Genomic DNA, 24,297 nt, shown 5'->3' on the forward strand with positions numbered 1-24,297 from the left:
CTTGTACACCGTCATCCTAAACGAACATCTGTTGTAACAAACCCTTCTTAAAGGTTTGAGTGAGCTCTACTTGCTCTTTTACTGCATCAAGCTTCTGGTCTAGAGCGCGGAGAAAATCAGCAATTTTTCTTTGTTCTGCTCTAGACGGTACAGGCACTTCAATATCACTGAAAAATTCAGTAACGCTCACATTTAACAGTCCGTGATTTCTGGCACCCTCCTGAGCTATTTTATTTATCTCTCTATTGAGTTGCCCAGCTTCAAAGAATTGTTCCCAAAACAATGGCTCTTGCTCTCCAACAACTCTGAAACAAATATACAGGGTTGATACAACGCCTTTATCGTAGTTATTTAGGCGCTTAATTGCTCCCATCGGATAACCTTTCGAATAACTTTTATTGTAAGCAAAGTCACCACTCTCAAGTAGGTAGTAACCAGTTAAGTCTTTAGCCGACACTGATTTATTGAAGTACTTTTCTTGATTAACCAAACCCATTTGAGCAGAGATAGTAAGTACATTTTGGTTATCTTCTTTATTTTTGCGGGTTATTCTTACAAAAACCTCTTCAAACCTGCGACTCTGCCAATCGGGAAACTCGTTTCCACTATCATCTTTAAAACGAATTTTCTGCTTGAAAAGCTTTTGCATCACGCCTTTTTTGTATTGCTCAAGCAAGGCATGCTTTTCCTTTAATAGGCTGATTTTCTTGTCTACTGCGGAAAGGAATTCAACTATCGCTTGTTGCTGTTGTGTGTCTGGGTAAAATACGCTGAGTCCTTTCAACGCATCGGTATCAAGCTTTCCAGCACCAATACCGGTGCCAGTTACCATATGAAGAAGAAAATGCTCCTTTGATTTCAGCCAATAAAACAAGAAGTCATTAGATACTTCAGAGATACTATTAATAGCCTTTACGTCCTGATTAAAAGCAACCTCAGTCACTGCTTTCCCAAGAGGTACCCGATTGAAAAGCATACTGCCTCTCACAAGCAGCAGCAGGCTGTTTGGCCGAGCCATTTTTGCGCCATTTAAAACAGCTTCTTTTGAAATATGATAATCAGAATCGAACAATGCATCTGTATGCATTGAAGACGCACTAATCCATGGTATGTCCCCATTCCAGTAACTATCGATTGACTTAGATGGTGTATTACCGGATTTGAATGTAGCAAGAGCCCCTAACGACTTTTCTTGCCAAAAACAATTCATAGAATTGAACATTATTTTTGGGGCACGCTTTTCTTCCTGTTTATTGTTTTTCAGCATGCTTTTATACCCAGCGCATCCGAAAATGAATTGATTTCTAATTGTATCTCTTCAAGCTCTGAGGCATTAATCGTCAGTTTTCTGAGTACATCGTCCAAATCAATTTCTACTTCTGCTTCAAAAGTATCGACATACCTTGGAATGTTAAGGTTGAAATCATGCTCTTCATCTATTTCATCTACTGGTGCAACATAAGCAAACTTATCTTTGAATTCACGGCGGTTGACCGCTTCCATTATTGTTTCTAAATCTTCATCTCGGAGGTAGTTCTGATTAGTAGCCTTACCAAAGCTCTGACTTGCATCGATAAATAAGATGTTGTCTCTATGCTTACGATTCTTTTTGAGCACCAGAATACAAGTTGGAATGGATGTGCCATAAAAGATGTTTGCCGGTAGGCCTATCACCGCATCCAGATAATTCTTTTCTTTGATCAGATGTTTACGAATATGGCCTTCTGCGGCTCCTCGGAAGAGCACACCGTGAGGCAATACCACTGCCATTGTGCCGTTATCATCTAACTGATGGATCATATGCTGTACAAAAGCAAAGTCGGCCTTTGATGAAGGTGCAAGCTTACCGTAGTCCTGAAAACGTTCATCGGTTAAGAAACCTTGTGAAGCACTCCATTTTGCTGAAAATGGTGGGTTAGCGACTACGGCTTCGAACTTATGTTCTAAGTGATGTGGTTGCTCGAGTGTATCGTCCTGTTGAATATCAAATCGACGATAGTGCACACCGTGCAAAATCATGTTCATTCTAGCCAGGTTATAGGTACTGGGGTTTTGCTCCTGTCCGTAAAAGTGACCAACGTCTTTCACTTCTTTTGCGACTCGCAAAAGCAAAGAGCCTGAACCACAGGTAGGATCGTAAACACTCCGAAGCTTGTCTTTACCTTGGGTCACCAGCTTCGCCAATAGTTTAGACACCATAGGCGGAGTATAAAACTCACCCGCTTTTTTACCTGCACCTGATGCAAACTGACCAATCAGATATTCATAAGCATCGCCCAATACATCAATTTCCGTTTCATGATGCAGAAAGTCGATATCATCGAGATGCACCAGTATCTTAGAGATCAGCTCATTTTTGGCTTTTTCTGTTTTACCTAGCTTGTTTGAGGTTAAGTCGAGATCGTCAAATAGGCCGTTGAAATCATCCTCAGCCGCCGTACCCATAGTGCTTTGCTCAATATGATTTAGCACTTCAGTAAGCTGCTCTAAAATGAATTCACCATTTTTACCTTTTTCAGCCAGCACGTGGAAAAGCTCACTGGGCTTTAGGAAATAGCCTAAGTGATCGATCGCTTCTTCGTGAATGGCATCCAGATACTCTTTACCCTGTTGTGAATTCTCGTCGATTTCATCAAATTTAATGCCATCCTCTTTAAGAAGTTCATCGGCATAGATGTCCATTCGTTCAGATAAGTACTTATAGAAAATAAAACCAAGTATGTAGTCACGAAACTCATCGGCGCTCATATTGCCCCGAAGCGCGTTGGCAATATTCCAGAGCTGTTTTTCTAATGCTTTTTTATGTTGTTCAACCATTGTCTCTTATTCCTTGCTACATCTTTCCTGCAACTTTATTAGTTGGGCTTTAATTCTTTATTCGATGACTGTTGCGTTAAGTTATTTAGAAGCTGGGCCATTTCTCTATCTGGCCAAATGTAATCTTTCTGACCTCTCACGCCACAAGGCCTATGGCTTAAATCTGCGCTGTATCGGTACGGGCTGATATCTGCTACCGCCGTGCTCTTGTAGTACAACCCATAATCAATTTCCTGAGCGACCTGATTCATCGTACCTTGAACCGAGCGATTGCAGTTTGTATCGAACGTAAGTGGTTGGTAGTTCGTCGCAGCGGCATTTACGAACTCAGGCGGCATATCACTTTTCAACAAGGTGTTAATAAACACGTCGTTAAAATGCCAATCGAGGTTTGCAAAGTCTTTCTTGGTTAGGTATGGAATGAACAATGTGAAGCGGGTCGCGTCATGCACTGCGATAACACATTGTCTTCGCTGAATAGTGATGAGGTTTGCATGCCAGTTTAGCCACTGTGCCTGAATGCCTATGGCAGTCGCAGGTTGTTCTGTGGCTTTCACCTTCTCAGGCAGTTTGGCATAAAGCTTCTTGGTGCAATGGAGGATCAATTACCACCCCCGCTTCCGTTATCTTTAGCTTCATACCCCGGCGCAATAGCTAAATTCTGCACATTGTTTAAGGTAAAGCGATTCTGTAGCCAAAGTTGGTATTCCGCTCCTTTTAGTGTGCCTCGCTCGGTACAGTCCACGTTCCACCGCCTCAACAGATAGCCTGCCATTGCTGCTCGCACCTCTATAAGCAGTTGTTTGTTTTCCATGCCGTAATCCATTTCTATCGCAGTAGGATGTTCAACATTCTTGGGATGCGGCACAAGCTGAAGTGGAATTAGGCGCTGCCATTCGGTATCTGCTTGGGCGCTTTCATCTTCATTAGGCGTGTCTTTTATTGTTACTTTGCTAATGCGCGTTAATACAAAGTCTCGAAAACTTTGACTCTTACGGTCATAGGCACGAACGTGCCAGCGTAGGCCATTGTCGACTATGGAGTGAGGTACGAGTTCTCTAGCATTCGAACCGCTAGAAAGTGACGTGTAGATAACGCTAACCGACTTGTTATTAAGAATGGCCTGAACAAGGCGCGCAACGATAAAGATGTCCGGTACATTCAGACTAGACGGTGCTTCTACTGGGAAATGAATATCGCCTATTGCATCAAACCCGTCGGAGATATCGTTGGCGAGTTTAGTTAAGGTGCGTCTTGCATCGTGTTCAAAAACAGGCTTGAACTGAGGCGTCTGGAAGTATCGTTTTTCTCGTGAATCGTAAGACAGGTTATCGGGCGCAAGCTCTTTGTAAATTCCGAAATCGCGTGAACCTGCCGACAAGCCGACCTGAAAACGATTAATTAAGTCCTGACGATAAATCGCACCTTTGAATAACAGGCAAAAGTCGATGTAGGCAAGGCGTTGTTTTTGAGCAAAGCTAATGGAGTCGAGCATCGTCCCTGTGTACTTTTCTATACTTTAGTTCAGTGTGGTTTATTTTGAGACGGTTGTAAAGGAGATACATCATGTTATTAGATGGTATAGACTTAATAAATATTGAAATCTTAATTAAAAAGCCTAGAGGATGGAGTATGGATACAGTCGATAATTTAAATTTGCAGAACTTCAGGAGTTCCTCTTTTACTATCCGGTATCGTTATGCTGCTTATTCTGAAGACGAGGTTTCGGATATCCAAAGTAAACATGCTCAGCTTCAACATCATGAGTGGGTCGCAGATGCTTTAAGACATTTTGAAGAGAAGTCTGACGACATAACGGCGACAATATATGTTCACCATTCAGTCAAAGATGACCATATTAAAGCCAAATTTATTGTGGTTGGAGACATTGTTATCCAAGAACATCTCGGTACATATTTTAAAGAACTCAAGTTACCGTTTGATAGTATTGAAGGGGTTCCGGTATATGACAAAGGCTTTTATGAATACCAAGAAAATGAACTAGGCGCACCATACGGCTCACCTACTTTTCATGTGCAAGGTGGCGAATATTTTTATCGCTATGATAAAAACTGGTATCGGTTGGGACCACTACGGGCCAATGCTTTAGATAAAGACGTGGTGTCGGAACTCATATCTGAAATTGAAAAGATAGACTTTGGATAAAAGACAAACAAGCAAAGACCTCCTTGTCTATGCGTTGTCTTGATTTTAGTTCAATTACTAAAGTCGTCTGATTGGTCGCGAATACGACCAAGTTAATTCCTTGTTAGGATCGTAGTCATTGCGAGTTCTTTTCCTGAATGCGGATTTAGCTTTCGCCAGCGTGTCATACTTTTTGATGTCATTTTTTGAGTAACCATCTAAGTATTTAAAAGCGGCTTCATAACTTGAGTAAATACCCGGCTGAGCGCCAACGGCAAGAACATAATATGGGCCTTTATATTCGTGAGGCATTATCTGTATTCTCCTTTTTAACAAGGCGCACTATTGCGCCTGTTATGGATTTACAGTTTTTAAAAATGCAGTGACGTTACTCAGAAATACTTACCGTGAAAGCCTCCAACTCAAGGTAGTAATACAAAAAATTGCCTTCCCATATCTGATACATGTCTGTTGCCTGTTCGATAGGAAAGACACCGAATAAGTTTTGAAAGACACCTGATTGAAAATCAAAATCTAGCTCTTTTGTCAGCTCCGCATAAGGTCCACTACCGATATAGGCAAAATCGGTGATGTAGCAGAAGTGCCACATGTTATCGTGTTGTTCGAGCCTTATCTCGACAGGGTGAAACCCTCCTCTCTTGGCAGAATAGGTTGGATCTCGAAAGTTTAAAGTGACGGACTCACTTTTTATTTGATTTTGATTTAGCAGGTTTTGGAGCTGGTGAACTAATTTGGTTGAGACAGGCAAAGCCAGTCCATCGTAATGAATACGCATAAAATACCTCGAATACTTAGAATGGATGTGATGTGCGCTTTTCGGCGCTAGATTTGTTTGAAGAACACTAATTTATGGGTATGCAGATAAGCCACGCAGCTATCTTTGCGGTAATGTCTTACTTGCTTGATGAGTGGAAGCGGATAAGGCTCGTTTTGTTATCCGCTTTCTGCTCTTTATTGCTTAGCCTTCTTCGGCACAGCAGGTTTAAGTAGGAACTCATCCAGCTCTCCGGCCTCTGTCGCTTTGATGATGGTGTCGATTACCTCAGGCAGTTTGACCTTCTCACCAACATCGATAGCAGGTTTGCCTTTTTGTATATCGATAGGCTTGTTGTTCACTTTGACTTCCAGATAGTAATGGTGGTCGCTGTCGTAGTACCAAGGTCTAACGGTGGTAGGTCGACGTTGAACGGTCACTTCGCCTGTTTCGGGATTTTTGACCTTCTTATCCCGAAAGGCTTCGAAACGGCGGTTCTCAATCATGCAGACAGCCATTTCTTTTTGCTGTTCCAGCTTTTCGATAAGCTTGAGACGTTTGCCAAGAACTGGTGGCTTTGGCTCGATTTTAGGACGAGCGATAACCTTGAGCGAACTCAATACTGATGTAGTCATGTTGTATACCTTCTAGGTTGGTTTAGTTGGCTATGAAGCCGATTGGGGTTTTAGGTTGTTTGCGACGGTTTTCCTCAACAAGCAGTGAGAGTGCTTGCTTGCGGTGATCCGTCTTGGGGTTAAAACGCATGTGTCTGGCAACTATAGCCAAATCACCTGGCGTAATATGCTTAAGTTGACTGAGTGTAGAGGCCTCAGACTGCGTGAGAGCGCGTATGCCAAGCGTTTGCTTGTAAAGCTTGTGCAACTGTTTAACTGATAAGTACGTGCATTCAAGCTTGATATCAAAGCGTCTGAGCACCGCACGGTCCAGCTTGGCTGCATAGTTGGTCGCAGCAAACACGGGCTGTGTATTGCACTCGAGTTGCGTCAGTAATTCATTGACCAGTTGTACATCGTGCTGGGCAGTCAATTGCTGCCTGCTTGCTAACAGACTATCGACCTCATCCAACAACAAGATTGCCTGTTCGCGATGGGCACGATAAAACAGCTCAGATACCTGTTGCTCGCTTTCACCAACATATTTGCTAAGCACATCCGATGCTGAAACACGGATAATAGACTTGTCGTGCATGTCGGCAAGATGATGAGCCAATGCGGTTTTACCTGTACCGGGTGGTCCGGTGAGCAATACACGAATAGGCGCATCGCATTTAATCGCATTCTCGATGTCGCGAATTCGCGACTTGGGGCCTTTGATATTGAGCAGGCTCATATCAAACGGTATGTCACCTTGGTATTGCGGAACAGATTCCAAAAAGCCAGATGCGATTAAGGTATTTTCAGCCACTTCGGTAACCGTCTTTTCGGCATCATTGCCTGAGTGGTTTACTAAATGGGCAACATGGCAAGCATTATCTATTATTGCTGGCGTTAAGTTATCTGTCTTTGCCCATTGGTGTTTAAAGTTCTTAGACAGACGCAAACCTTTGCTCGATGTCTGGATAATCGACTCAAGCTGTGACGCAGGCGGTGCGGTGACTTCCATCACCAGTTTAAACCTGCGAATGTAGCTCGGCTCTAGCCAGTTGATATAATTCGTTACCCAGATGCACGGCACTTGGGTCTGCTCAATAAACCGTTGAAGCCGTTCTTTGGTATATCGGGTATCGGCTTGGTCGAACAGACTTTCACATTCATCAATTAACAACATGGCATTGCTGTTATCGCCCAGCAGGGTTTGTAACAGCTTTAGGCTTTGCAGCCGTTCATCGCTGGCAAATGGGTAACCGAATTCATTCTGCGTAGTCGTCTGTTTGGTGTCTTTAGCTCGTACCTCGATAAGCTGACGATGAGATGTCTTTGCAAGTGTTCGGGCAAACTCAGTTTTGCCATTGCCACTTTCGCCGTAAAGCAGTAGTGAAACACCCGATACCTGTTTATCAATTGCAGCATGTAGGTAATCACTCACCAATTCATGATTGATATGCGCAAAGTCTTTAAGCCCGAACTGTGCATTTGGGCTGCTCGTCATCAACGGTGCTAGCAACTGCTCTTTTGTGCTTATCGTTGTCGTCAGCAACGCATTACGCAGAAAGTACGGCAGACCCAGAGTTGATAGATTGTCGATGTCCATATTATCGACAAAACCGAGCTCAAAAAGCTTTGCCTGTGCATCGTGTAACGCCTCAATTCGCGACTCGAACATGTGGCATAAAATGCGCTGATTAGTCAGACGCTGGACGGTAAACTCCATGTCTGAGTAAAGCTTGGCGAAGCCTTCATTGATAGATAAAAGCATCGTGAACAGTATTATCTCGCCACATGGATGCTCTAACTGGAATAACTCACAGACGTTGTCGATGTTTCTTGATAACCGCAGCTCCTCCGGTGACAGTACGAGGTTTGATAACAGCACCTTTTTAACGTCCTGTTTCTTTAACGCCTTGGCAAGACGGACATGCTTGTCTATCACTTTAGGCAGCGTGGCAGGCCAGTCATAGTCAACGTGTGATGGTGTCACGTCCAATAGTCGTAAAGCCAGCCTCGAGCCTAGTGCAGGTAGCGCACTGGATACCATATTGCGCGATGTCATAACGGCAGACCTGCATCACCATAATTAAGCTCATCTGCTGTTTTGCGCATGGTTTTGTCATCACGTTTGTCGTAAATGACGGTGGTTGAGATATCCGAATGCCCTGCCATTTGCCGGACTGTGTTTAGGTCTGCGCCTTGGTCTAGTAATCGGGTAATGTATGTACGGCGTAAATCATGTGGAGTAATATCTTGTCGACCTATACTTGTACAATGTTGTTTGACTAAGTAATAAATTACTTCACCAGATAGCATCCGGTCTGGATGAGTGTGGCCTCCTCTTTTAATGACGCAAAAAAGATATCCAGAGTCATTTCCTCTTACCTCAAGCCAGTCTTGAATCAACACTTGCACCCATTCTGGCAAATACACCCGCCTCGATTTACTTCCTTTGCCATGCGCTATAAACAGCGTCCTTGCCTCTCCATCAAAGTGCCCAATACTACAGGCAATTACTTCGCTTCTTCTTAAGCCGCAACCTAGCATCACTGCCAATATTGCACGATCACGAAAGCCTAAAGGTGAGGTGTTTTTCCGAAGATTCCGAAAAAGCTTAATCACCTGATGTAAAGTGAGTGCGTTTCCTGCTTTTTGGGCATGCTTGATTTTGGGAACAGATTGCAGATGTAAATATTGCTTCTGGCTTACTTTTTCCGTAATTACACCAGCTTTTACAACACCGCGGATTGCGGTAATAACTCGGTTAACGGTCCTGGGAGCAAAGCCTTTGTCTAGCATTGCTGATTGGACATCTAATGCCGTTGCATAATCGACATTTACTAGTCGTTCAGCAAGATCACTAGGCGGCCATTCCATTAACTCGCCAACACTTTCTAACTGCGAGCGTATGCTCGTTCTACTGAGTGGCGACAAGCGCGCCAAATAAAGCTTATATGGACAACGTTTATCCATTTGTACACCTCCATTGGTCTAAACAGCACGTGAAAACCTTAAATAAAGCTTTCACATTAATTTAGCGCCTTGTATGAGGTGTATCTGCCTGTATTTCTGACCTACGTAAGCAAGCAAGATTGCTCCGATTTCGAAGGCTTCCGCCACTTCCTTGTAAAGTCGTATTTTGTAAATCTGTCATTGAGACGAATGTGGACCACCTCAGTTTCATTAGAGAGAAGTACTTCATTAGTTTGATAATCGAAGTGCTTCTTTTCACTAGCGGTGTTTACCCCAGAAATTTCCGTACAGGTTATGTAAAAATAGCTATGTAGTCTGTTTAGTGTGGCTATCAGACCTGCTTGATCCGTACCAATGTTTGACTTTCTGGCTATTTCGAGAAGACTTTGCTTTTCTAAAAACTCTACTCCTGTTGATACTTGCCGCTTATCGTGCAGATATAAAAGGCCATCTTCTCCGACTTTAGACATCCTGTAAGATGACTTTTCTACTAAAAGGAAAGTTGCCTCGGTGTAGTCATTTTCAAAAAGATCAAACAGAAGAAAGCCGAGCCTTAAATCCATACAGTTCAACCGAGGATTACGCATCAGGTTTTTAAGATAAAGATCGTACCCATGAACAGGCTCTTTCATTTTGCTGATAACGGTTACCGGCCCTTCATCATCGACGCCAATGCCAGTGGCCTCTGCCAATAGCAATCTTTGACTCACATCTGGAACTAACTTTATTGGATTATCTTGGGTTCCAACTTTTGCCATAACAACTCCGACTTTTTACGAATTTCAAAAACAGTAACAAATGAAATAAAGCACTGTTTTTATTGCATTTTCCCAAGGCAAATAAAGTGGCATTTATCACAAAGAATCACATTTAAAAAATACCGTTTCAAAAACCAAGCAACTAACTGTAATTAAAGGAAAAAACAGAATTTTCAAAACGGCTTTTTAACGGAACTTATCGATTTCAATCTGCCGTATCTTGTTCATGTGCATCACGCACTGTAATCAAACATTTTGGAGCAAGATTATGTCACAAATAAATACTAGTAAATCACAATATAAAGTTAAGACGGATGAAGTAAGAGAAGCAGATCGTTTCTTTACTGACTTGAGCCTGCGTGTTCATAATGTCAGTTATCATTCTACCGCATACAAAAAGTCACAAAGCTTCGTTTATAACTCGCTAATAAAAGCCTTGAAATGGACTAAAGAGCAGAATGCTGCAGACGCTAACGTTTATTGTGATATTACTGATGCGTTGCACTCAGCGGGTAGTCACTACATAAAGGGGGTGTTCGAAATAGCTGAAAACCAGCAAGTTGATGATGTATTAAACAAAATCGACACCGCGAGCATAATCTATCAGACCCAACCAGATAAGATCGTTGGTATTTGGCTAGTTAACCATTTTCCGCTGACTGACATTAGCGAACTATCAAACGGCCTTCAGTCATCAAGCCATCATTGCTGTAAAGCATTTCAGATAGATAATGTTCTGGTTCCTGCACCAAGCAGCTTTTTCGCTGGCAAAGACAAATACAAGGTTCAATTTCACCGTTTAAAATTGAATTCTTTGTCGCCAGTAAAATTTGTAATCGCCAACAAATTAGATATCTGGGTTAAACCTTGCTCAAAAGAAATCTTTACGGCAAAGCCGACATTACCAGTCGACGAACTTCCACCGCTTCTCGGTGAAGTAGTCGACAATTTGAGTAATGCTTATTCGTGTCCTCCTGATTACGTCTTCGCACCTTTATTAACAATGATTGGGTCTTTGATTGGCCACCGGGTTCATGCTCAGCTCAATGAAAAGTCTGAGCATATACTTGCACCAACTTTTTGGACCATCTCAGTAGGAGACTCTGGTGCTGGGAAATCTCCTGCTCACCTAAAACTTCGAGAGCTATTCAAACCTATCAATGACGAAGCTAAGGCCAAATTTGAAGAAGCGATGTCGCGGTATTCAGCGAAGAGAGAAGTAAACAAGCTTCTACTTTCCGAATATAGGAAACAGTGGAAAGAAAGCATCGAAAATATCAATAAGGAAAAAAATGAGAGCAGAAGGCAAACACTCATCGCAAAAATTGAGGACGATGTATTGAGCCGCACGGAGGTGTTGATGGAGCCAACGCTAACTCGATATTCAACCAACAGAGCTACGTACGCTTCTTTACAGAAGATTCTGGGCGAAAATGAGCTTGGTGTTCTGATGGACCTTGAAGAGCTCAAAGGGTTGATAAACCACTTGTCTGGAACCAGGGGTGCCGAATACAGATCATTTTTACTGGAAAGTCATGCTGGCTTTGGTCTTCATGATATTGACAGACTTAATACAGGCACAACACACGCAAGCAATATGCTGTTGTCTATATTTTCAACTACTCAGCCAGCCGTACTTCGACCTCAGATAAATAAGACTATGAGAGACACGCAAGATAACGACGGTCTGTGGCAACGATTTATATTCATCTACCCAGAGGAACAGGAATCTTATGGAGAGCAAACTGAGCTAGACCAAGATTTGTGGAATGAATTACAACAGCTATTCCTAGCATTAAGTCGAGAGGAGTACGGGTTTAGTCGAGAGACAGCTCTAAAGCGTCGTACAAAGCAAGTGCATCCCGATGCTGTAAATCTATACGAAAACTGGTGTGGAAGAATTCATGAAATTAAGGCTGACCGTAACGTTCGTGCGGTGTATTGCAACTATCTTACAAAACTTAAACCTATTGTTCTGAAACTAGCCATCCTTTTTGAGATTGTGGACAGCTTTGACTTTAAGTCAACATCAATAAAACCTTTCGACTTCATTTCAAAACATAGCATGAATCAGGCAATCGCTATCGCTGAATATATTGAGGAGCATGCTAGGAGCATATTTGAAGTAGATTCAGACATTGACAGAAACAATGCACAAACTATCAGAAGTCGCTTGGATAGGCTGCCAAGCAAATTTACGGTGCGTCAGATTTCGCAACTCAATTGGACTGGAATAGGACGAGACAGTGCTTTAGTTGAGCGGGCCTTGGAGATTCTAGAGAGTGAGTTGGTTGTCAGAAAACTTCCGAAGGAAGGTAAAACTCGATACTGGAAAGTGAATCCGCTTGTCAGAGCAGATATTCAGCACGACTGATATTCGGTTTCGACTGTGAGTGTGGCTTTCGAATACCACACTCAACACACTCAGATGGTTCAAATAGCAAGTTACTGTAAAACCACTGAATCTTCACCAATTAGTAGAATTTAATAAAGACAGTCAATTTGTGTATTCAACTGCTGTCTACGGGTGATTTTATGCAAAATTACAATTACACCACCGACTGGATTTGTAACACTTTTTCAGTACAACAGCGTCCTTTTGTTGATGCAGAAAAAAATCAACGTCTTCTGAGTGCTTATGAGTACAACCACGAGAATCTATTACGATTTTCAGAGGATACTGGTAGACACTTGTGTTTACTGAAGTCTGCAAAACTCTGCCGATATCAAGCAAGTTTGCTTAGAGCCTATTTTACAGAGCCGGAAAGCCATCTATCAGTGGACTGTGACAGAATCACATTTACGATCATCTGCACTGAAAGAGACGTGAAGGCGGCCATAAAGAAAGTAGGAACAGCCAAAGTTTATCGCTTTACCAAAGTTGCTAAAAAGGATACTCAACTCAAAATAACACCAGCAAGTACATATGAGATAAACAAAGACTGGAAAATAACATCGCTTAACAAAACAAAAAAAGCACGACCCTACTATTCTCATGCTTTTAAGATGGAAATAAAGGCTTGCGCACAGAAAAGCGTGTTCTTATTTGTTTCGGATGGAAAGAAACGAGATAACGGTAAACTTTCACTCCGGATAGACTTTATTCCACAGCATTTGAACGATGATGAATTTAGACTGGTTGTAAGTCACTTCTACGCCAAATTTGGTAAGCATAGGTTTTGCCAGCTTATCAAGAAAGCGCGTTTAACCAGAATTGACTTCGGAGTGAATCTGCATGGGTTATCAGGGTTGTTTTTTAATGCGTACAGGGATGTAAAAAAACCTATTGATAGCCATACAAAACCATCAAATAGCGTCGTGGCGGAGACGATTTATCTCAACAGTAAAAGAAAGTCTAGCTATTGCATTATCTATGAAAAAATTCTCAAAGAAGCCAATAGCTGCAACATCGACGAAGCCGTGTGGTGCAACCTAGCGGTGACGACAAGAATGGAGTATCGGCATTATCCATACCGTTCGGGTAAGCCGAGATTGTTATCCGAACTTGACGGGATTCCACCAGAACTAAGCAGCATCCGCGTTGCGTCTCCTAGCTACTTACATATGCTTCCAGAAGACATATTGCTTAAGTCCTTAACATATAAGAAGCAATCAGACACAAAGCTGACGGTGCGCAAAGTCCGTCGACATCTTTGGAAGATGAGGAAGAAGCTAACGTTTTTTCAATTGGATAAATCATGGGTACAACGTGAACAAGATAAGCTGGCACAAAGATACATGAGGTTGTTGCTTGGTAGCGATAACGCCGAGTGAAAACATATTGCGATTAAAACAGTAAGTGCACACTCAACACACTCAGTTTTTCTGAGCGGCATAAAGCGAAACCAGTTTACTTGTTTACATATTTATATAAGTAATTCGAAAATCGGCGCTTTCGGTTGCGACTGAAAGCGTTTCACGTACCATCCAAGTACGCACGCTATTTTTCTTTGCAAGGCAGTATACAATGGCTAATCAACTTGAGCGACATGACATCGATGATACGTTGTATGTCTTTTTACAGGATAACAGTAAACGCTGGTACGCACGTTTTCAGCTGTTTGGGAAATGGTATTGCAAAGCGACAAAACAAAAGGACTTAGAAGAAGCAAAGGCGACCGCTCGGTACCTTCGAACTGAGTACAAGATCAAAATTGAAACTGGCACGCTATCGACGAGCAAGCGGTTCCGTGATGTCGCAAAGAAAGCTATTGAACAAATGGAGCACGAACTTGCAATGGGCACAGGCAAGGTTGCTTACAAGGACTATATTGGCGCACTGACAAAGTATCACATTCCAGTCTTTGACCGGACCTATATCACATCTATTGACCAAGATAAGCTGCGTGAATTCAACGTAAAACGCAGAGAGATCGCTAAGAAGGATTTATCCAAGTCAACGATCCTCAATCATAACGCAGCTTTAAATATGGTTTTTAAAATCGCATTGGACAATCAGTGGATGGCCCCGATACAGGTACCGAACCTAAACAATCTAGGTAAGGCTGGAACAAGGCGAGCGTCATTCACGCCAGAAGAATATCAACGTATTTGCGACAAAGTAATAGAGATGGAAAAAAACGCCAGAAAAGAAGTGACTGCGCAGATCAGAAGCTGTCTTTTCTACTATATGGAGTTCGCCATCAATACCGGACTTCGACCAGGTTCTGAGTTGGACCAGCTGACTTGGGGTGACTTACATATCCAGACTCAGAATCATATGGCACGATTCTACCTAACTGTACGAAAAGGAAAAACAACAAAGTTTACAGGCACTCGAGAAGTTGTATGCAATGCAAACATCTATGATGCAATTTGGGGCCTAACCAGAGACTTTCCCGACCGTAAACCTAGCGACTTAATTTTCAGGCTCAAAAACGGAAAGACTACAAAGGAACTAGGCAGAACGTTCACCGCCGTATTGGACGAACTAGGAATCAAAGAATCGCATCATGGAACACGTACTCTTTACTCACTGAGACACAGCTACATAACATGGGAACTAATGGCACAACGAGTAAGCATGGAAATACTCGCCAAGCAATGCGGTACGTCAATATCAATGATTGAACAGCACTACAGTCACGTGATCCCGAAGATGTTCGGCAATCAGCTTTCAGGTATTGAAATGGATGAGATTAAGCAGGTCAAAGACAGGTTTGCTATTTCTAACGAAAGAGCCGTTGCATCTTACACTAAAAGAGCTAAAGAATGGGAAGCGAATTATAAAAGACGAGGCTGTATATAAGTTGGTATTTTTAAGAAGGTTTTGATGATAATGTTTACATAAGTCGCGTTTCAACATAAAAATGTTAATAACAAGCTGAAAGAGGAAAGGATGCTTGATCAGTCTATTAACCCAAAAAGTCTTGAGTTTGCAATCTCGCCGAATGAGTGGATCAAGTATCCAGATAAATTTATAAATGGTGACTCAGCCGTTATAGATGATTGCATGACTTTCTATCAGTCAGGTAGAGGTTTTCCTTTATTAACGTCCAAACCGTTGTACGGTAACCCGATATACACGATCGACGATATAACCTCAGATATTTTTCTTCGCCGCCTGAATCTTACACTTAAGACCATTAACTCTGCCCGTCAGAATGATCGAAGTAATATTATTAAGTCCATCGTGTCACTGTTACCCGATAAAAGGCCGTATTCTGTATTAAGGCTAGATATAACAAAGTTCTACGAATCGATAGACCTAGATTTTATTGTTAATAAAATCTGTACAGACTCTGCGTATAGTTCTAGCACAAGAGATTTATTAACGAAATGGGCAGATTGCTTCAAGAATAGTAGGGTACAAGGCCTTCCAAGAGGCCTAAGCATCAGCTCAACACTTTCAGAATATTTTATGCGTCCTTTTGATAAAGGAGTTCGAAATATTGGGAGCGTATTTTATTATGCAAGATTTGTTGATGACATCATTATTTTTACGACAGAAAACCCTGAGACTCTTCTTGCGGAGGTAGAAAAGTTGCTTCCGCGATGTCTGACATTCAGTCGGAAACCTGGCAAAAAACAAAAACTGCCAGTTTCGGAGTGGCATAAGAAATCCACACAGACTTACGAGCTCGATTTTCTTGGTTACCACTTCAAGTTGGCAGACAGCAAAGGTGGTCGTGACTTAAAAATAGACCTTTCAGAATCAAAAAAGAAAAAAATAAAAACTAGAATAGTTAAATCGCTATTGAGTTTCAGTAAAACGAGCGACTTTATTCTTTTAGAAAAAAGAATAAGGTTTCTCACAAGCAATTACTACTTGTTCAACAAATACAGAAGCACATCTATAAAGACAGGGATTTATTATAATTACCCACACATTACAGAAACTGCTGACGGTTCAGGATTAAAGGCTTTAGACGACTATCTTAGAAATCTGATTTTTTCTGAAAACACTCAAGAAAAATGTCTTGGCCGTAAGCTTTCGTTGAATACTAGTCAAAAGAGACAAATAGTAAGCTTCTCATTCGTCGAAGGTTTTAAAAAGAAACTTTTTCACCGATTCAGTCCTTTTTTAATGAAAAAAATTAAGCGTTGCTGGGGCTTTTAGGATGAGTCGAAAAAAATACAGAATATCAACAGATAACTACCATCGAATATTACTTACGGAAACTGTACCGTATGAAGTACCGCTAATTTATGGAAATGAAGGGCTATATTCCTTTTACCTAAAATTTAGCGGCCAAAATCAATCTTTGCCTGTACATATTCGATCCGTGTTAGGTCTTGAAGGCGAAGTGTTCTCGAAAAAACCTTTTAGTTACAAAATATCTAAGGATATCTCTTCAGCAAGAGAGCTATCATTGATTCATCCAGCAGTCCAAAACGAGTTCGTAGACTTCTACAAAAGAAACGACGCACTCATAACTTATTACTGCTCTAAAAGTGAGTTTTCACTGCGCTATCCAAAAAGAGCTGCGAGCACAGTATACGAACAGAGGAATCAAGAGGCCTACGATGCCTTATCCGAGACGCATACAAATCTTCGTCGAGAAAATGTTGAATTGGACGGTGAAGATAAAGTAAGTGAGTTTTCTTCCAACTATTTCTCGTACCGTAAAGTAAACATCCTATACAAATTTTTTGAGTCGTCTGAATTCATCAGACTTGAAAAACGTTTCAATCAACTTAGTACCCTTGATGTCAGTCGGTGCTTTGACACAATTTATACTCACAGTATTGCTTGGGCCATTAAATCTAAATCATACATCAAGAAGAACTTAACCAAGTTTCCAGATTCATTTGATGACGAATTTGATGTACTAATAAGGAAAGCGAATGACAACGAAACAAACGGTATAGTGATAGGTCCGGAATTTTCTAGGATTTTCGCCGAGATTATATTTCAACAAATTGACTTGGATATTGAACAAGACCTGAGGCAGCAAGGCCTTGTTCACAATAGAGACTATGCAATTAGAAGATATATTGATGACTTTTTTATTTTCACAAAAGATCATCAGGTTGAGGATAAAGTCAAGAATTCAGTTATCGAAAAAATATGGTTATACAAACTCAGAGTAAACCCAATAAAAACAAAGTCCTACGAAAGGCCATTTACTACTGAACGAAGCAGAAATATTGTAGAGTTGAGGTCGATTTTAGATGCTAAGTTTGGCTCAATACTCTCCAAGGAAGAAAACGAGGATGGGAAGAAGTATTACAAGCTTAAGACGATACAGCGTCCAACTAATGCTTCAACTGCCTTCATAAAAGACATGAAGAGTTACTGGCACAATAAGGAGCACTCCGAGCCCGGCTTTTCAAATTACGTTTTAAGCGCACTGTTGAGACAATACCTCGACTTTATAAAACTCTATAAAAACAGACCTTCGGATATTGAAGGTAACTCGATTGCAAATTTTTCAATATTTTTACTCGAAATTGCTCACTACTGTTTTGCATTAACACCAAAAGTCTCCGAATCTTACAAGTTTTGTCATTTGCTCCTAGTTATGAGCAAATTTGTTAGAGGTGTCTCAGAGCCTTATTCAGACAAGCTAAACCATAAGATACACGAGGCATTGATTACACTCTTGAACAATGAGCTTTCGAAAGTTTCAGTCTGCGGAGTTGAGAAGTTTAATATCCTACTAACACTTACAAGTGTAGATAGGTCATACCTGCCTAATGACGATTCGTTAATCGAAGTTATTTTTTCCGACAAAACTACCGTTAGTTATTTCAACGTTGTGGTAGCACTTTTTCTCGCGAAAAATGACTCTAGGTTCATCAAGGTTAAAAATACCGCAATTAAATTCGCTCATGAAATCTTCGCAGATAGAAATAGTATCTATACATGTTCCGAATCAATGCATTTATATCTTGATTTAATGAGTTGTCCTTATTTAGAACAAAGTGAGAAACTCGACTTTTCTAAGGCTGTAGTCTTAAAGTTAAAAGATGAAGAGCAGAAAAAGTTCGCAATCAGACGTGAAGATGTGAGTGCAAAAAGTCAGGAGTTTATGAGCTTCTTTTCACAACATCAGTGGTTCGTGAATTGGAACGATATTGACTTGCTACTAAAACTAAGAAGAAAACTGTTGAGAGAGTCTTACTAAGTGATGTAACCTGACCGCGTACGCTGTCGGTAGACTTTTTATACCTTAGGGTAGCCGGTTAGTACTTTTACTAGCCATATCGTTTTGTGCTCATGGAGCCGTAGCAAGCGAAATTGAAATACCAAAACGAAGCGTTAAGTCGCACACACAATAAAGAAAACTGGCAGTGTGCCCCGAAAGGGGGACGTTATTGTTATTTGCCTATTCAGCACAAAGCTGATTTGCAAAGTTTTTGCAAAGCGCGTCGCACTAGCCTCTAGCCGCCGCCATTACTGGGCGAAAATAGCCACAGTCTTTTCAAAATCCGCCGCCTTTGCGGGTGTGCCGGTTCAAGTCCGGCCTCTGGTACCATATCTTCAATACCAATTACGAAGATATACAAAAACCGACGAAAGTCGGTTTTTTTGTGTCTGAAAAAAGCCAATCGGCATACCCGAGGTGTAAGTACGAGTGTCGACCCAGTCAAAGCCCGGCCTCTGGTATCATATCTTCAATACCAATTACGAATATAAATATTAAATGCTGAAATGCTGTTAACCTAGGTACCCATTGCCAAACGCAGTTTTATTTTGTATCTACATTTGAAGGCTTACGTATCTTTTATGCTTAGTTTTATTACCAGCACGCTGATTCCTGTGTTGCTCCTTCTGTTAATGGGATGGCTATTTTTTCGCATTAAATGGCTCAATGAAGGGTTTATAGAAGCTGGATCTAAACTGGTATTTAACGTTGCACTCCCTGCGCTGTTATTTTTATCGATAGCGCGAGCTGACTTTTCTAAAGTCGCCAACCTATCGCTGATAGGCGTTGGAGTAATGGGCACGCCCGTTGTTTTTGCCGTACTGATGATTACCTCTCATCTAACCGTACATCCCTACAAAGCCAGAGGTGTGGTTGTACAAGGCGGTTTCAGAGCCAATATGGGCATTATTGGCCTAGCTTATTGTGCCAATACCTATGGGCAGGAAGGGCTTGCTGTAGCCTCGGTCTATATGGGGTGTATTACTATATTGTTTAACGTATTGTCTGTCTTTGTTCTTAATTTTTATCAAGGCACATCGCGTTCTTTGCTGGGTCAAGTTACTGGCATGGTGAAAAACCCGCTAATTCTGTCTATCGTGGCAGCGCTCCCCTTCTCTTACTTCGAATGGCAATTGCCCACCACCTTGATAAAAACGGGTGAATACTTTGCGCAGCTCACTCTGCCACTTGCACTTATTTGTACCGGCGCCTCACTGCAATTCCGCTCATTCTCCAGCGACTGGTTTAACATTGTGCTTAGTACAACCAGTAAATGCGTGGTTTATCCCACCGTACTAGTAGCTTTAGCCTATGCTTTGGGATTTAGGGGTATAGAGCTGGGCATTGTTCTTCTTCTCGCCATTTCACTTACTGCCGCTGCAAGCTATGTCATGGTTAGAAACTTAGGCGGTGATTATCGTTTGGCGGCAAGTATCATCGCACTGAGCACATTGGCATCTCTGCCTATTACCGCCCTCGCCTTTGGAATATTAAGTAAACTACAGCTGGTGTGATGAAAATACGTCTTTGTTAAGCGCATTTTAAGTTTAAAAACAGTGAAGAGTGAGGCTATTGATGTGTTGTTAGACGTTATTGGAAACGAAAAGCGCCGGGTAACTCGACGTTAACCCGGCGAAAAAGGCGTAACAGACGTCGCCCTAATCTGCTTCGATCTCACCCTCTTCAATGGCCACAACGCGACGTGCTTCAACGTAGGTTTTAATAGCCCAAAGTGTCTCTTGGTCTAAGATAGGATCGGTTTGACCTTCAGGAATACCGCCAAGTGCAGGCATACCTTTCGCCGAGCCAAAACGCAAGCGCTCAACAAACCATTCGTCGTCTTCAAAGCTTTCTGGGTCGAGTTCACGAAGGTCTGGGTTTATTCCACCAGACTGCGCGTGCAATCCGTGACAACCTGCACAGTTATTTGCATAAGCTGACTCACCAAATTTGATGACCTTCGTTTTGGTTTCTTCATCTAGGCTTCGATATGGGTTTTCAAACACCCAGCCATTTTCAGACTCATCGCCGTCAGTGATTGGCGGCATAGCTGAGCTATCTGCCCCTTGAGGGATAACATTTCCATGTGCAAACACGTGGCCAGACAAGCCAGTTACCACGAGTGCAGCAAACAACATCGATATTTTTGTTTTCATAATTCATACATCCTCAAAAGACTATGAATTAAGTATACGTATGAGGAAATAAGGGGTAACTCTACTTTGGTTTTGAAAGGCTCCTCCTTTGGTAGGAGGCCACAATGATAGCCACTGAAAGCGCAAGCTTAAAAGTTGCTTCTTCAACGTTAGTGCTAAAGTCAGAGTCGAAATAACGCCCATGAGAATGATGAAGACTTACCTTGCCAACAGGTGGATTAATAGGTGTTCAAAAAGAGGCCAGCGCACACAGGCACTGGCCATGTATTAATCACTTTTTACTGCTCAGCTAAGGTTAGTTTTTTGCCACCTGCTGATAGCGCTTGGGTAATTTAAACGTCCACACGGTGCCGCCTTGGTTGAAGTGCTTCACACGTTTAGCAACTTCACCGCCCCATAATGGCACTGCGCCGCCCCATCCAGATAGTACAGAGATGTACTGCTCACCATCCATCTCCCATGTCACTGGAGAGCCAACAATACCTGAGCCAGTTTGGAACTTATAAACCATTTCGCCGGTTTTGTCGTCAAAGGCCATAAGATAACCTTCAGGGTTACCGGTCCAAACCAAACCACCACCTGTGGTTAACACGCCGCCCCAAAGTGGAGAGAAGTTGTTGTAGCGCCAAACGGTTTTACCTGTTTTAGGGTCAATCGCTTTAAGTACGCCGATAAAGTCCTCATTCACTGATTTGATAGTGAAACCCGCACCTAGGTACGCTGCACCTTTCTTGTAAGAGGTTGGCTCGTTCCAGATATCCATTTCCCATTCGTTTGAAGGCACATAAAAGAGTTCAGTATCCTTTGAATAGGCCATTGGCATCCAGTTTTTACCACCTAAGAACGCAGGACGCGCTACGACCTGTTCACCTTGTTTACCATCAGCTGATAGCGCTGGGCTTCCTGGGCGATTTTCTTCAATGTAGATAGGTCGACCTTTTTCATCTAGCCCCTTTGCCCAATTCAATTTATCAACAAACGGGAAGCCGCGAATAAATTCACCGTTTTCGCGGTTAAGGACGTAGAAAAAGCCGTTTCTGTCGGCGGTTGCCGCCGCTTTAACAGTCTTGCCGTTTTCCTTGTAGTCAAACGAGATAAGCTCGTTTACACCATCGAAGTCCCAGCCGTCGTGTGGTGTGGTTTGGAAGTGCCACACAATTTTGCCTGTATTAGGATCGATAGCTAAGCGCGACGACGAGAAGTAGTTATCGCCCGGACGTAGGTGAGAGTTCCACGGTGCAGGGTTACCCGTACCGAAGAATAGCAAGCCTGTATCTGAGTCGTAAGTACCGCCTAGCCACGTTGCTGCACCACCGGTTTTCCATAAATCAGCAGGCCATGTTTTACCTGGCGCGCCGCCTGAAATTCCATTTTCGGTTTTCTTACCGTCTTTCCATAGATACCCCATGTGCCCTTCAACGGTAGGTCTAACCCATAGCTGTTTGCCAGACTTCGCGTCGTAAGCATACACTTTACCGACGATACCGAACTCACCACCGGAGATGCCTGTAATGACTTTTCCGTCAACAACAATAGGCGCCGCAGTAATGGCGTAGCCAGCTCGGTAGTCTTCAACTTTTTTCTTCCAAACGGTTTTGCCCGTGTCTTTATCCAGTGCTACTAGCTTGGCATCCAGTGTGCCAAATATGACCAGATTATCGTAAAGCGCAACACCACGGTTTATTACGTCACAGCAAGGCATAATGCCGTCGGGCAAACGCGCTTCATATTGCCATAGCTCTTCACCAGTTCTCGCATCGATAGCCCACACACGAGAGTAAGATCCGGTTACATACATCACACCATCTTTTACCAGAGGCTGCGATTCTTGACCCCGCTGCTTTTCACCACCTAATGAAAACGCCCACACAGGACGTACTTCTTCTACTGTATCGCGGTTAATGGCGGTTAACGGGCTATAGCGCTGAGCTTTCAAGCCCATTCCATACGTCACAACGTCGTCAGTGGTAACGTGGTCATTTTGAATATCTTTGTCGGTGACAACAGCATGGACAGGAGTTAACGCACTTGCACAAATCAGCATAGATAGGGCAAGTTTTTTAATTGGCATATTATTATTCATAACGGTTCCTAGTTGCATGTAGGCCATAAATGGTCTGTTTCAGACTATTCGTTAGGATTAGCATAGCTAGGGGGGATGTCGATGCCTATGCAACAGCGGAGTGATTTGACTCCTCCTTTAGGAGGAGGAATGAAGGGCTATTTTCCCTTTTGATTAACACCTTTACGCTTTCACGTCTTTTTAAAGAAATGCGTTCTTCCAATACTGATAGCAGTGCTAATAATATGAAGGCTGCTGGCAATAGAGTTATTGCCTAAAGTGCTACCGGTTAACATGCTAGTGTTCGAAAAGCTGTAATTCGAAGCCTGTTAACCAGCGTGCTATTGTTTGAAGTGCTAATGTTCTGATCGCTTTTGGTCAGATGCTTTTATACTGAATTATCTTATTCTGAACTTTCATTCCCCGCAAAATAAGGCGGCATCTCATAAATGGTTTTGTATTTCTCAAATAGCCGTTGCATATCGCCCTCGACCACCATTCGCGTAATTACATCACCAATTTCATAGCCTAGCGCGCGATAATTAGTATGAACAGCAAGTCCTATATCCCACTTTTGCTTTCCAATAAGCGGAAACGCGTTGCTTGCAAGGCGATATTGCTCATTATCAACAAACTGACTGAGGTAGGATATTTGCGAGCGCAATCCCATTACCGCTTCGACGGTTCCCGCTTTCATCGCGTCAATCGCTTCTGCGTTTGAACCATAGTGCGATGTTTTTTCTCGCAATCGGCCGCCAAACGCTGACGTTAAGTAAAAGTGGGGAATGCTGTCTATTTCCGCACCAATTGTGTGATACTGAAACATGCCCATGGTTTCCACTTCGGGCAAGGTGTGCGTGTTATGAATGATTTGCCAGCTTTCACGCTGATAGGGGGCAAACATATGAACAAGCTCATTAACCAACAAGCCCACGTCGTCACGTTTTTGAGAAAAACTGGGGTCGTAAGGCGCGCGCATCATCACATCAGCCTTAATGCGGTGGATAATATGGCCCTTCCATAGGTAATTTCTGAAATCGTCCTCTGTCGTTTCACCTGGTGTCATCCATATCAGTTCTAGCTCAACACCTAGGGCGCTCGCGATTTCACGGGCGATATCAATATCAATACCTGTGGGGCTGTCGTTTTCAATAAATGAAAATGGAGGATAGTTGGTGTACACCGCAATTCTAATTAAACCGCTGTCTTTAATATCGTCTAACGATCTTGCTTCCCCGAACGCAGAAAGCGCAGAACCCGTTATCAGGCAGAGTAAAATGAAAATAACTCGAAAAGGTTTAACTAACTGCACAGCTTACCCACTTATTCAATCGAACTTCTTAAGCATACTAAGGGGTTAGCGTGATTTTACTAATGCTACTTTAGCGCCATAGCATTCCTCCTTTAGGAGG

At 42.4% G+C, this 24,297-nt stretch carries 20 protein-coding genes; 7 read left to right on the top strand and 13 right to left on the bottom strand.

Going from position 1 to position 24,297, the window contains the following annotated elements:
- Positions 1-16: 16 nt before the first annotated feature.
- The 4 genes from OZ660_RS15645 to OZ660_RS15660 are packed head-to-tail and all read right to left on the bottom strand — an operon-like array spanning position 17 to position 4,312.
- A complete protein-coding gene (locus OZ660_RS15645; RefSeq protein WP_274741539.1) occupies positions 17-1,267 on the bottom strand; it encodes a restriction endonuclease subunit S in 1,251 nt (416 codons plus the stop codon).
- Complete coding sequence (locus OZ660_RS15650) at positions 1,261-2,817, bottom strand: type I restriction-modification system subunit M (RefSeq protein ID WP_274741540.1); 1,557 nt, start codon at positions 2,815-2,817, stop codon at positions 1,261-1,263. The genes OZ660_RS15645 and OZ660_RS15650 overlap by 7 nt, the downstream gene beginning before the upstream one ends.
- A gap of 38 nt (positions 2,818-2,855) precedes the next feature.
- The gene (locus tag OZ660_RS15655; RefSeq protein ID WP_274741541.1) at positions 2,856-3,422 is read right to left on the bottom strand and encodes a DUF6933 domain-containing protein; all 567 of its coding nucleotides are present in this window, start codon (positions 3,420-3,422) and stop codon (positions 2,856-2,858) included.
- Entirely contained in the window at positions 3,419-4,312 is an 894-nt protein-coding gene (locus OZ660_RS15660) for a WYL domain-containing protein (RefSeq protein WP_274741543.1), read from the bottom strand. The genes OZ660_RS15655 and OZ660_RS15660 overlap by 4 nt, the downstream gene beginning before the upstream one ends.
- A 71-nt stretch (positions 4,313-4,383) precedes the next feature.
- On the opposite strand from OZ660_RS15660, the gene OZ660_RS15665 reads away from it, so the two are divergent.
- Positions 4,384-4,983 carry a hypothetical protein gene (locus OZ660_RS15665; RefSeq protein WP_274741544.1) on the top strand — a complete coding sequence of 200 codons (600 nt, stop codon included), beginning with the start codon at positions 4,384-4,386 and terminating at the stop codon, positions 4,981-4,983.
- A gap of 57 nt (positions 4,984-5,040) precedes the next feature.
- Here the strand turns inward: OZ660_RS15665 and OZ660_RS15670 are convergent, their stop codons facing one another.
- The 6 genes from OZ660_RS15670 to OZ660_RS15695 all read right to left on the bottom strand — a co-directional run bounded on the left by OZ660_RS15670 (position 5,041) and on the right by OZ660_RS15695 (position 10,076).
- Positions 5,041-5,274, bottom strand: a complete 234-nt coding sequence (locus OZ660_RS15670; RefSeq protein ID WP_274741546.1) for an RNase H1/viroplasmin domain-containing protein — start codon at positions 5,272-5,274, stop codon at positions 5,041-5,043.
- A 76-nt stretch (positions 5,275-5,350) separates the two neighbouring features.
- Entirely contained in the window at positions 5,351-5,758 is a 408-nt protein-coding gene (locus OZ660_RS15675) for a DUF2787 family protein (RefSeq protein ID WP_274741547.1), read from the bottom strand.
- Positions 5,759-5,934: 176 nt separating this feature from the next.
- Complete coding sequence (locus OZ660_RS15680) at positions 5,935-6,372, bottom strand: DUF6641 family protein (RefSeq protein ID WP_274741548.1); 438 nt, start codon at positions 6,370-6,372, stop codon at positions 5,935-5,937.
- A 22-nt stretch (positions 6,373-6,394) separates the two neighbouring features.
- Positions 6,395-8,407 (bottom strand): AAA family ATPase, encoded by a 2,013-nt coding sequence (locus OZ660_RS15685; protein WP_274741549.1) that lies wholly within the window; start codon positions 8,405-8,407, stop codon positions 6,395-6,397.
- A complete protein-coding gene (locus OZ660_RS15690; protein ID WP_274741550.1) occupies positions 8,404-9,318 on the bottom strand; it encodes a tyrosine-type recombinase/integrase in 915 nt (304 codons plus the stop codon). Before OZ660_RS15690 ends, OZ660_RS15685 begins: the two co-directional genes overlap by 4 nt.
- A gap of 101 nt (positions 9,319-9,419) precedes the next feature.
- Complete coding sequence (locus tag OZ660_RS15695; RefSeq protein ID WP_274741551.1) at positions 9,420-10,076, bottom strand: hypothetical protein; 657 nt, start codon at positions 10,074-10,076, stop codon at positions 9,420-9,422.
- A gap of 268 nt (positions 10,077-10,344) precedes the next feature.
- Here OZ660_RS15695 and OZ660_RS15700 point away from each other — a divergent pair, with 268 nt between their 5' ends.
- From OZ660_RS15700 to OZ660_RS15725, 6 genes are all read left to right on the top strand, one after another.
- Complete coding sequence (locus OZ660_RS15700; protein WP_274741552.1) at positions 10,345-12,450, top strand: DUF3987 domain-containing protein; 2,106 nt, start codon at positions 10,345-10,347, stop codon at positions 12,448-12,450.
- Positions 12,451-12,611: 161 nt separating this feature from the next.
- A complete protein-coding gene (locus tag OZ660_RS15705) occupies positions 12,612-13,850 on the top strand; it encodes a hypothetical protein (RefSeq protein ID WP_274741553.1) in 1,239 nt (412 codons plus the stop codon).
- Between the two features lie 193 nt (positions 13,851-14,043).
- Positions 14,044-15,324 (top strand): tyrosine-type recombinase/integrase, encoded by a 1,281-nt coding sequence (locus tag OZ660_RS15710; RefSeq protein WP_274741554.1) that lies wholly within the window; start codon positions 14,044-14,046, stop codon positions 15,322-15,324.
- Positions 15,325-15,414: 90 nt separating this feature from the next.
- On the top strand, positions 15,415-16,635 hold the full coding sequence (gene drt3a / locus OZ660_RS15715; protein ID WP_274741555.1) for an antiviral reverse transcriptase Drt3a: 1,221 nt from the start codon (positions 15,415-15,417) through the stop codon (positions 16,633-16,635).
- A 1-nt stretch (position 16,636) separates the two neighbouring features.
- Positions 16,637-18,646 (top strand): antiviral reverse transcriptase Drt3b, encoded by a 2,010-nt coding sequence (drt3b, locus tag OZ660_RS15720; protein WP_342455327.1) that lies wholly within the window; start codon positions 16,637-16,639, stop codon positions 18,644-18,646.
- A 602-nt stretch (positions 18,647-19,248) separates the two neighbouring features.
- Positions 19,249-20,181: an AEC family transporter gene (locus OZ660_RS15725; protein WP_274741558.1), complete on the top strand. Its 933-nt coding sequence runs from the start codon at positions 19,249-19,251 to the stop codon at positions 20,179-20,181.
- A gap of 144 nt (positions 20,182-20,325) precedes the next feature.
- On the opposite strand, the gene pedF is transcribed toward OZ660_RS15725, so the two are convergent.
- From pedF to OZ660_RS15740, 3 genes are all read right to left on the bottom strand, one after another.
- Positions 20,326-20,823, bottom strand: a complete 498-nt coding sequence (pedF, locus tag OZ660_RS15730; protein ID WP_014980237.1) for a cytochrome c-550 PedF — start codon at positions 20,821-20,823, stop codon at positions 20,326-20,328.
- Positions 20,824-21,118: 295 nt separating this feature from the next.
- Positions 21,119-22,906: a PQQ-dependent methanol/ethanol family dehydrogenase gene (locus OZ660_RS15735; protein ID WP_274741559.1), complete on the bottom strand. Its 1,788-nt coding sequence runs from the start codon at positions 22,904-22,906 to the stop codon at positions 21,119-21,121.
- A 382-nt stretch (positions 22,907-23,288) separates the two neighbouring features.
- Positions 23,289-24,197 (bottom strand): substrate-binding periplasmic protein, encoded by a 909-nt coding sequence (locus OZ660_RS15740; protein ID WP_274741560.1) that lies wholly within the window; start codon positions 24,195-24,197, stop codon positions 23,289-23,291.
- Positions 24,198-24,297: the final 100 nt, after the last annotated feature.

The organism is Alteromonas sp. 009811495, assembly GCF_028865455.1.
GTDB lineage: Bacteria > Pseudomonadota > Gammaproteobacteria > Enterobacterales > Alteromonadaceae > Alteromonas.

Coding starts and splice junctions, on each gene's coding strand:
- OZ660_RS15660 (WP_274741543.1), bottom strand. CDS start 4,312: ATGCTCGACTCCATTAGCTTTGCTCAAAAACAACGCCTTGCCTACATC.
- OZ660_RS15685 (WP_274741549.1), bottom strand. CDS start 8,407: ATGACATCGCGCAATATGGTATCCAGTGCGCTACCTGCACTAGGCTCG.
- OZ660_RS15700 (WP_274741552.1), top strand. CDS start 10,345: ATGTCACAAATAAATACTAGTAAATCACAATATAAAGTTAAGACGGAT.
- OZ660_RS15710 (WP_274741554.1), top strand. CDS start 14,044: ATGGCTAATCAACTTGAGCGACATGACATCGATGATACGTTGTATGTC.
- OZ660_RS15735 (WP_274741559.1), bottom strand. CDS start 22,906: ATGAATAATAATATGCCAATTAAAAAACTTGCCCTATCTATGCTGATT.
- OZ660_RS15650 (WP_274741540.1), bottom strand. CDS start 2,817: ATGGTTGAACAACATAAAAAAGCATTAGAAAAACAGCTCTGGAATATT.
- drt3b (WP_342455327.1), top strand. CDS start 16,637: ATGAGTCGAAAAAAATACAGAATATCAACAGATAACTACCATCGAATA.
- pedF (WP_014980237.1), bottom strand. CDS start 20,823: ATGAAAACAAAAATATCGATGTTGTTTGCTGCACTCGTGGTAACTGGC.
- OZ660_RS15725 (WP_274741558.1), top strand. CDS start 19,249: ATGCTTAGTTTTATTACCAGCACGCTGATTCCTGTGTTGCTCCTTCTG.
- OZ660_RS15675 (WP_274741547.1), bottom strand. CDS start 5,758: ATGCGTATTCATTACGATGGACTGGCTTTGCCTGTCTCAACCAAATTA.
- OZ660_RS15705 (WP_274741553.1), top strand. CDS start 12,612: ATGCAAAATTACAATTACACCACCGACTGGATTTGTAACACTTTTTCA.
- OZ660_RS15670 (WP_274741546.1), bottom strand. CDS start 5,274: ATGCCTCACGAATATAAAGGCCCATATTATGTTCTTGCCGTTGGCGCT.
- OZ660_RS15645 (WP_274741539.1), bottom strand. CDS start 1,267: ATGCTGAAAAACAATAAACAGGAAGAAAAGCGTGCCCCAAAAATAATG.
- OZ660_RS15695 (WP_274741551.1), bottom strand. CDS start 10,076: ATGGCAAAAGTTGGAACCCAAGATAATCCAATAAAGTTAGTTCCAGAT.
- drt3a (WP_274741555.1), top strand. CDS start 15,415: ATGCTTGATCAGTCTATTAACCCAAAAAGTCTTGAGTTTGCAATCTCG.
- OZ660_RS15680 (WP_274741548.1), bottom strand. CDS start 6,372: ATGACTACATCAGTATTGAGTTCGCTCAAGGTTATCGCTCGTCCTAAA.
- OZ660_RS15665 (WP_274741544.1), top strand. CDS start 4,384: ATGTTATTAGATGGTATAGACTTAATAAATATTGAAATCTTAATTAAA.
- OZ660_RS15690 (WP_274741550.1), bottom strand. CDS start 9,318: ATGGATAAACGTTGTCCATATAAGCTTTATTTGGCGCGCTTGTCGCCA.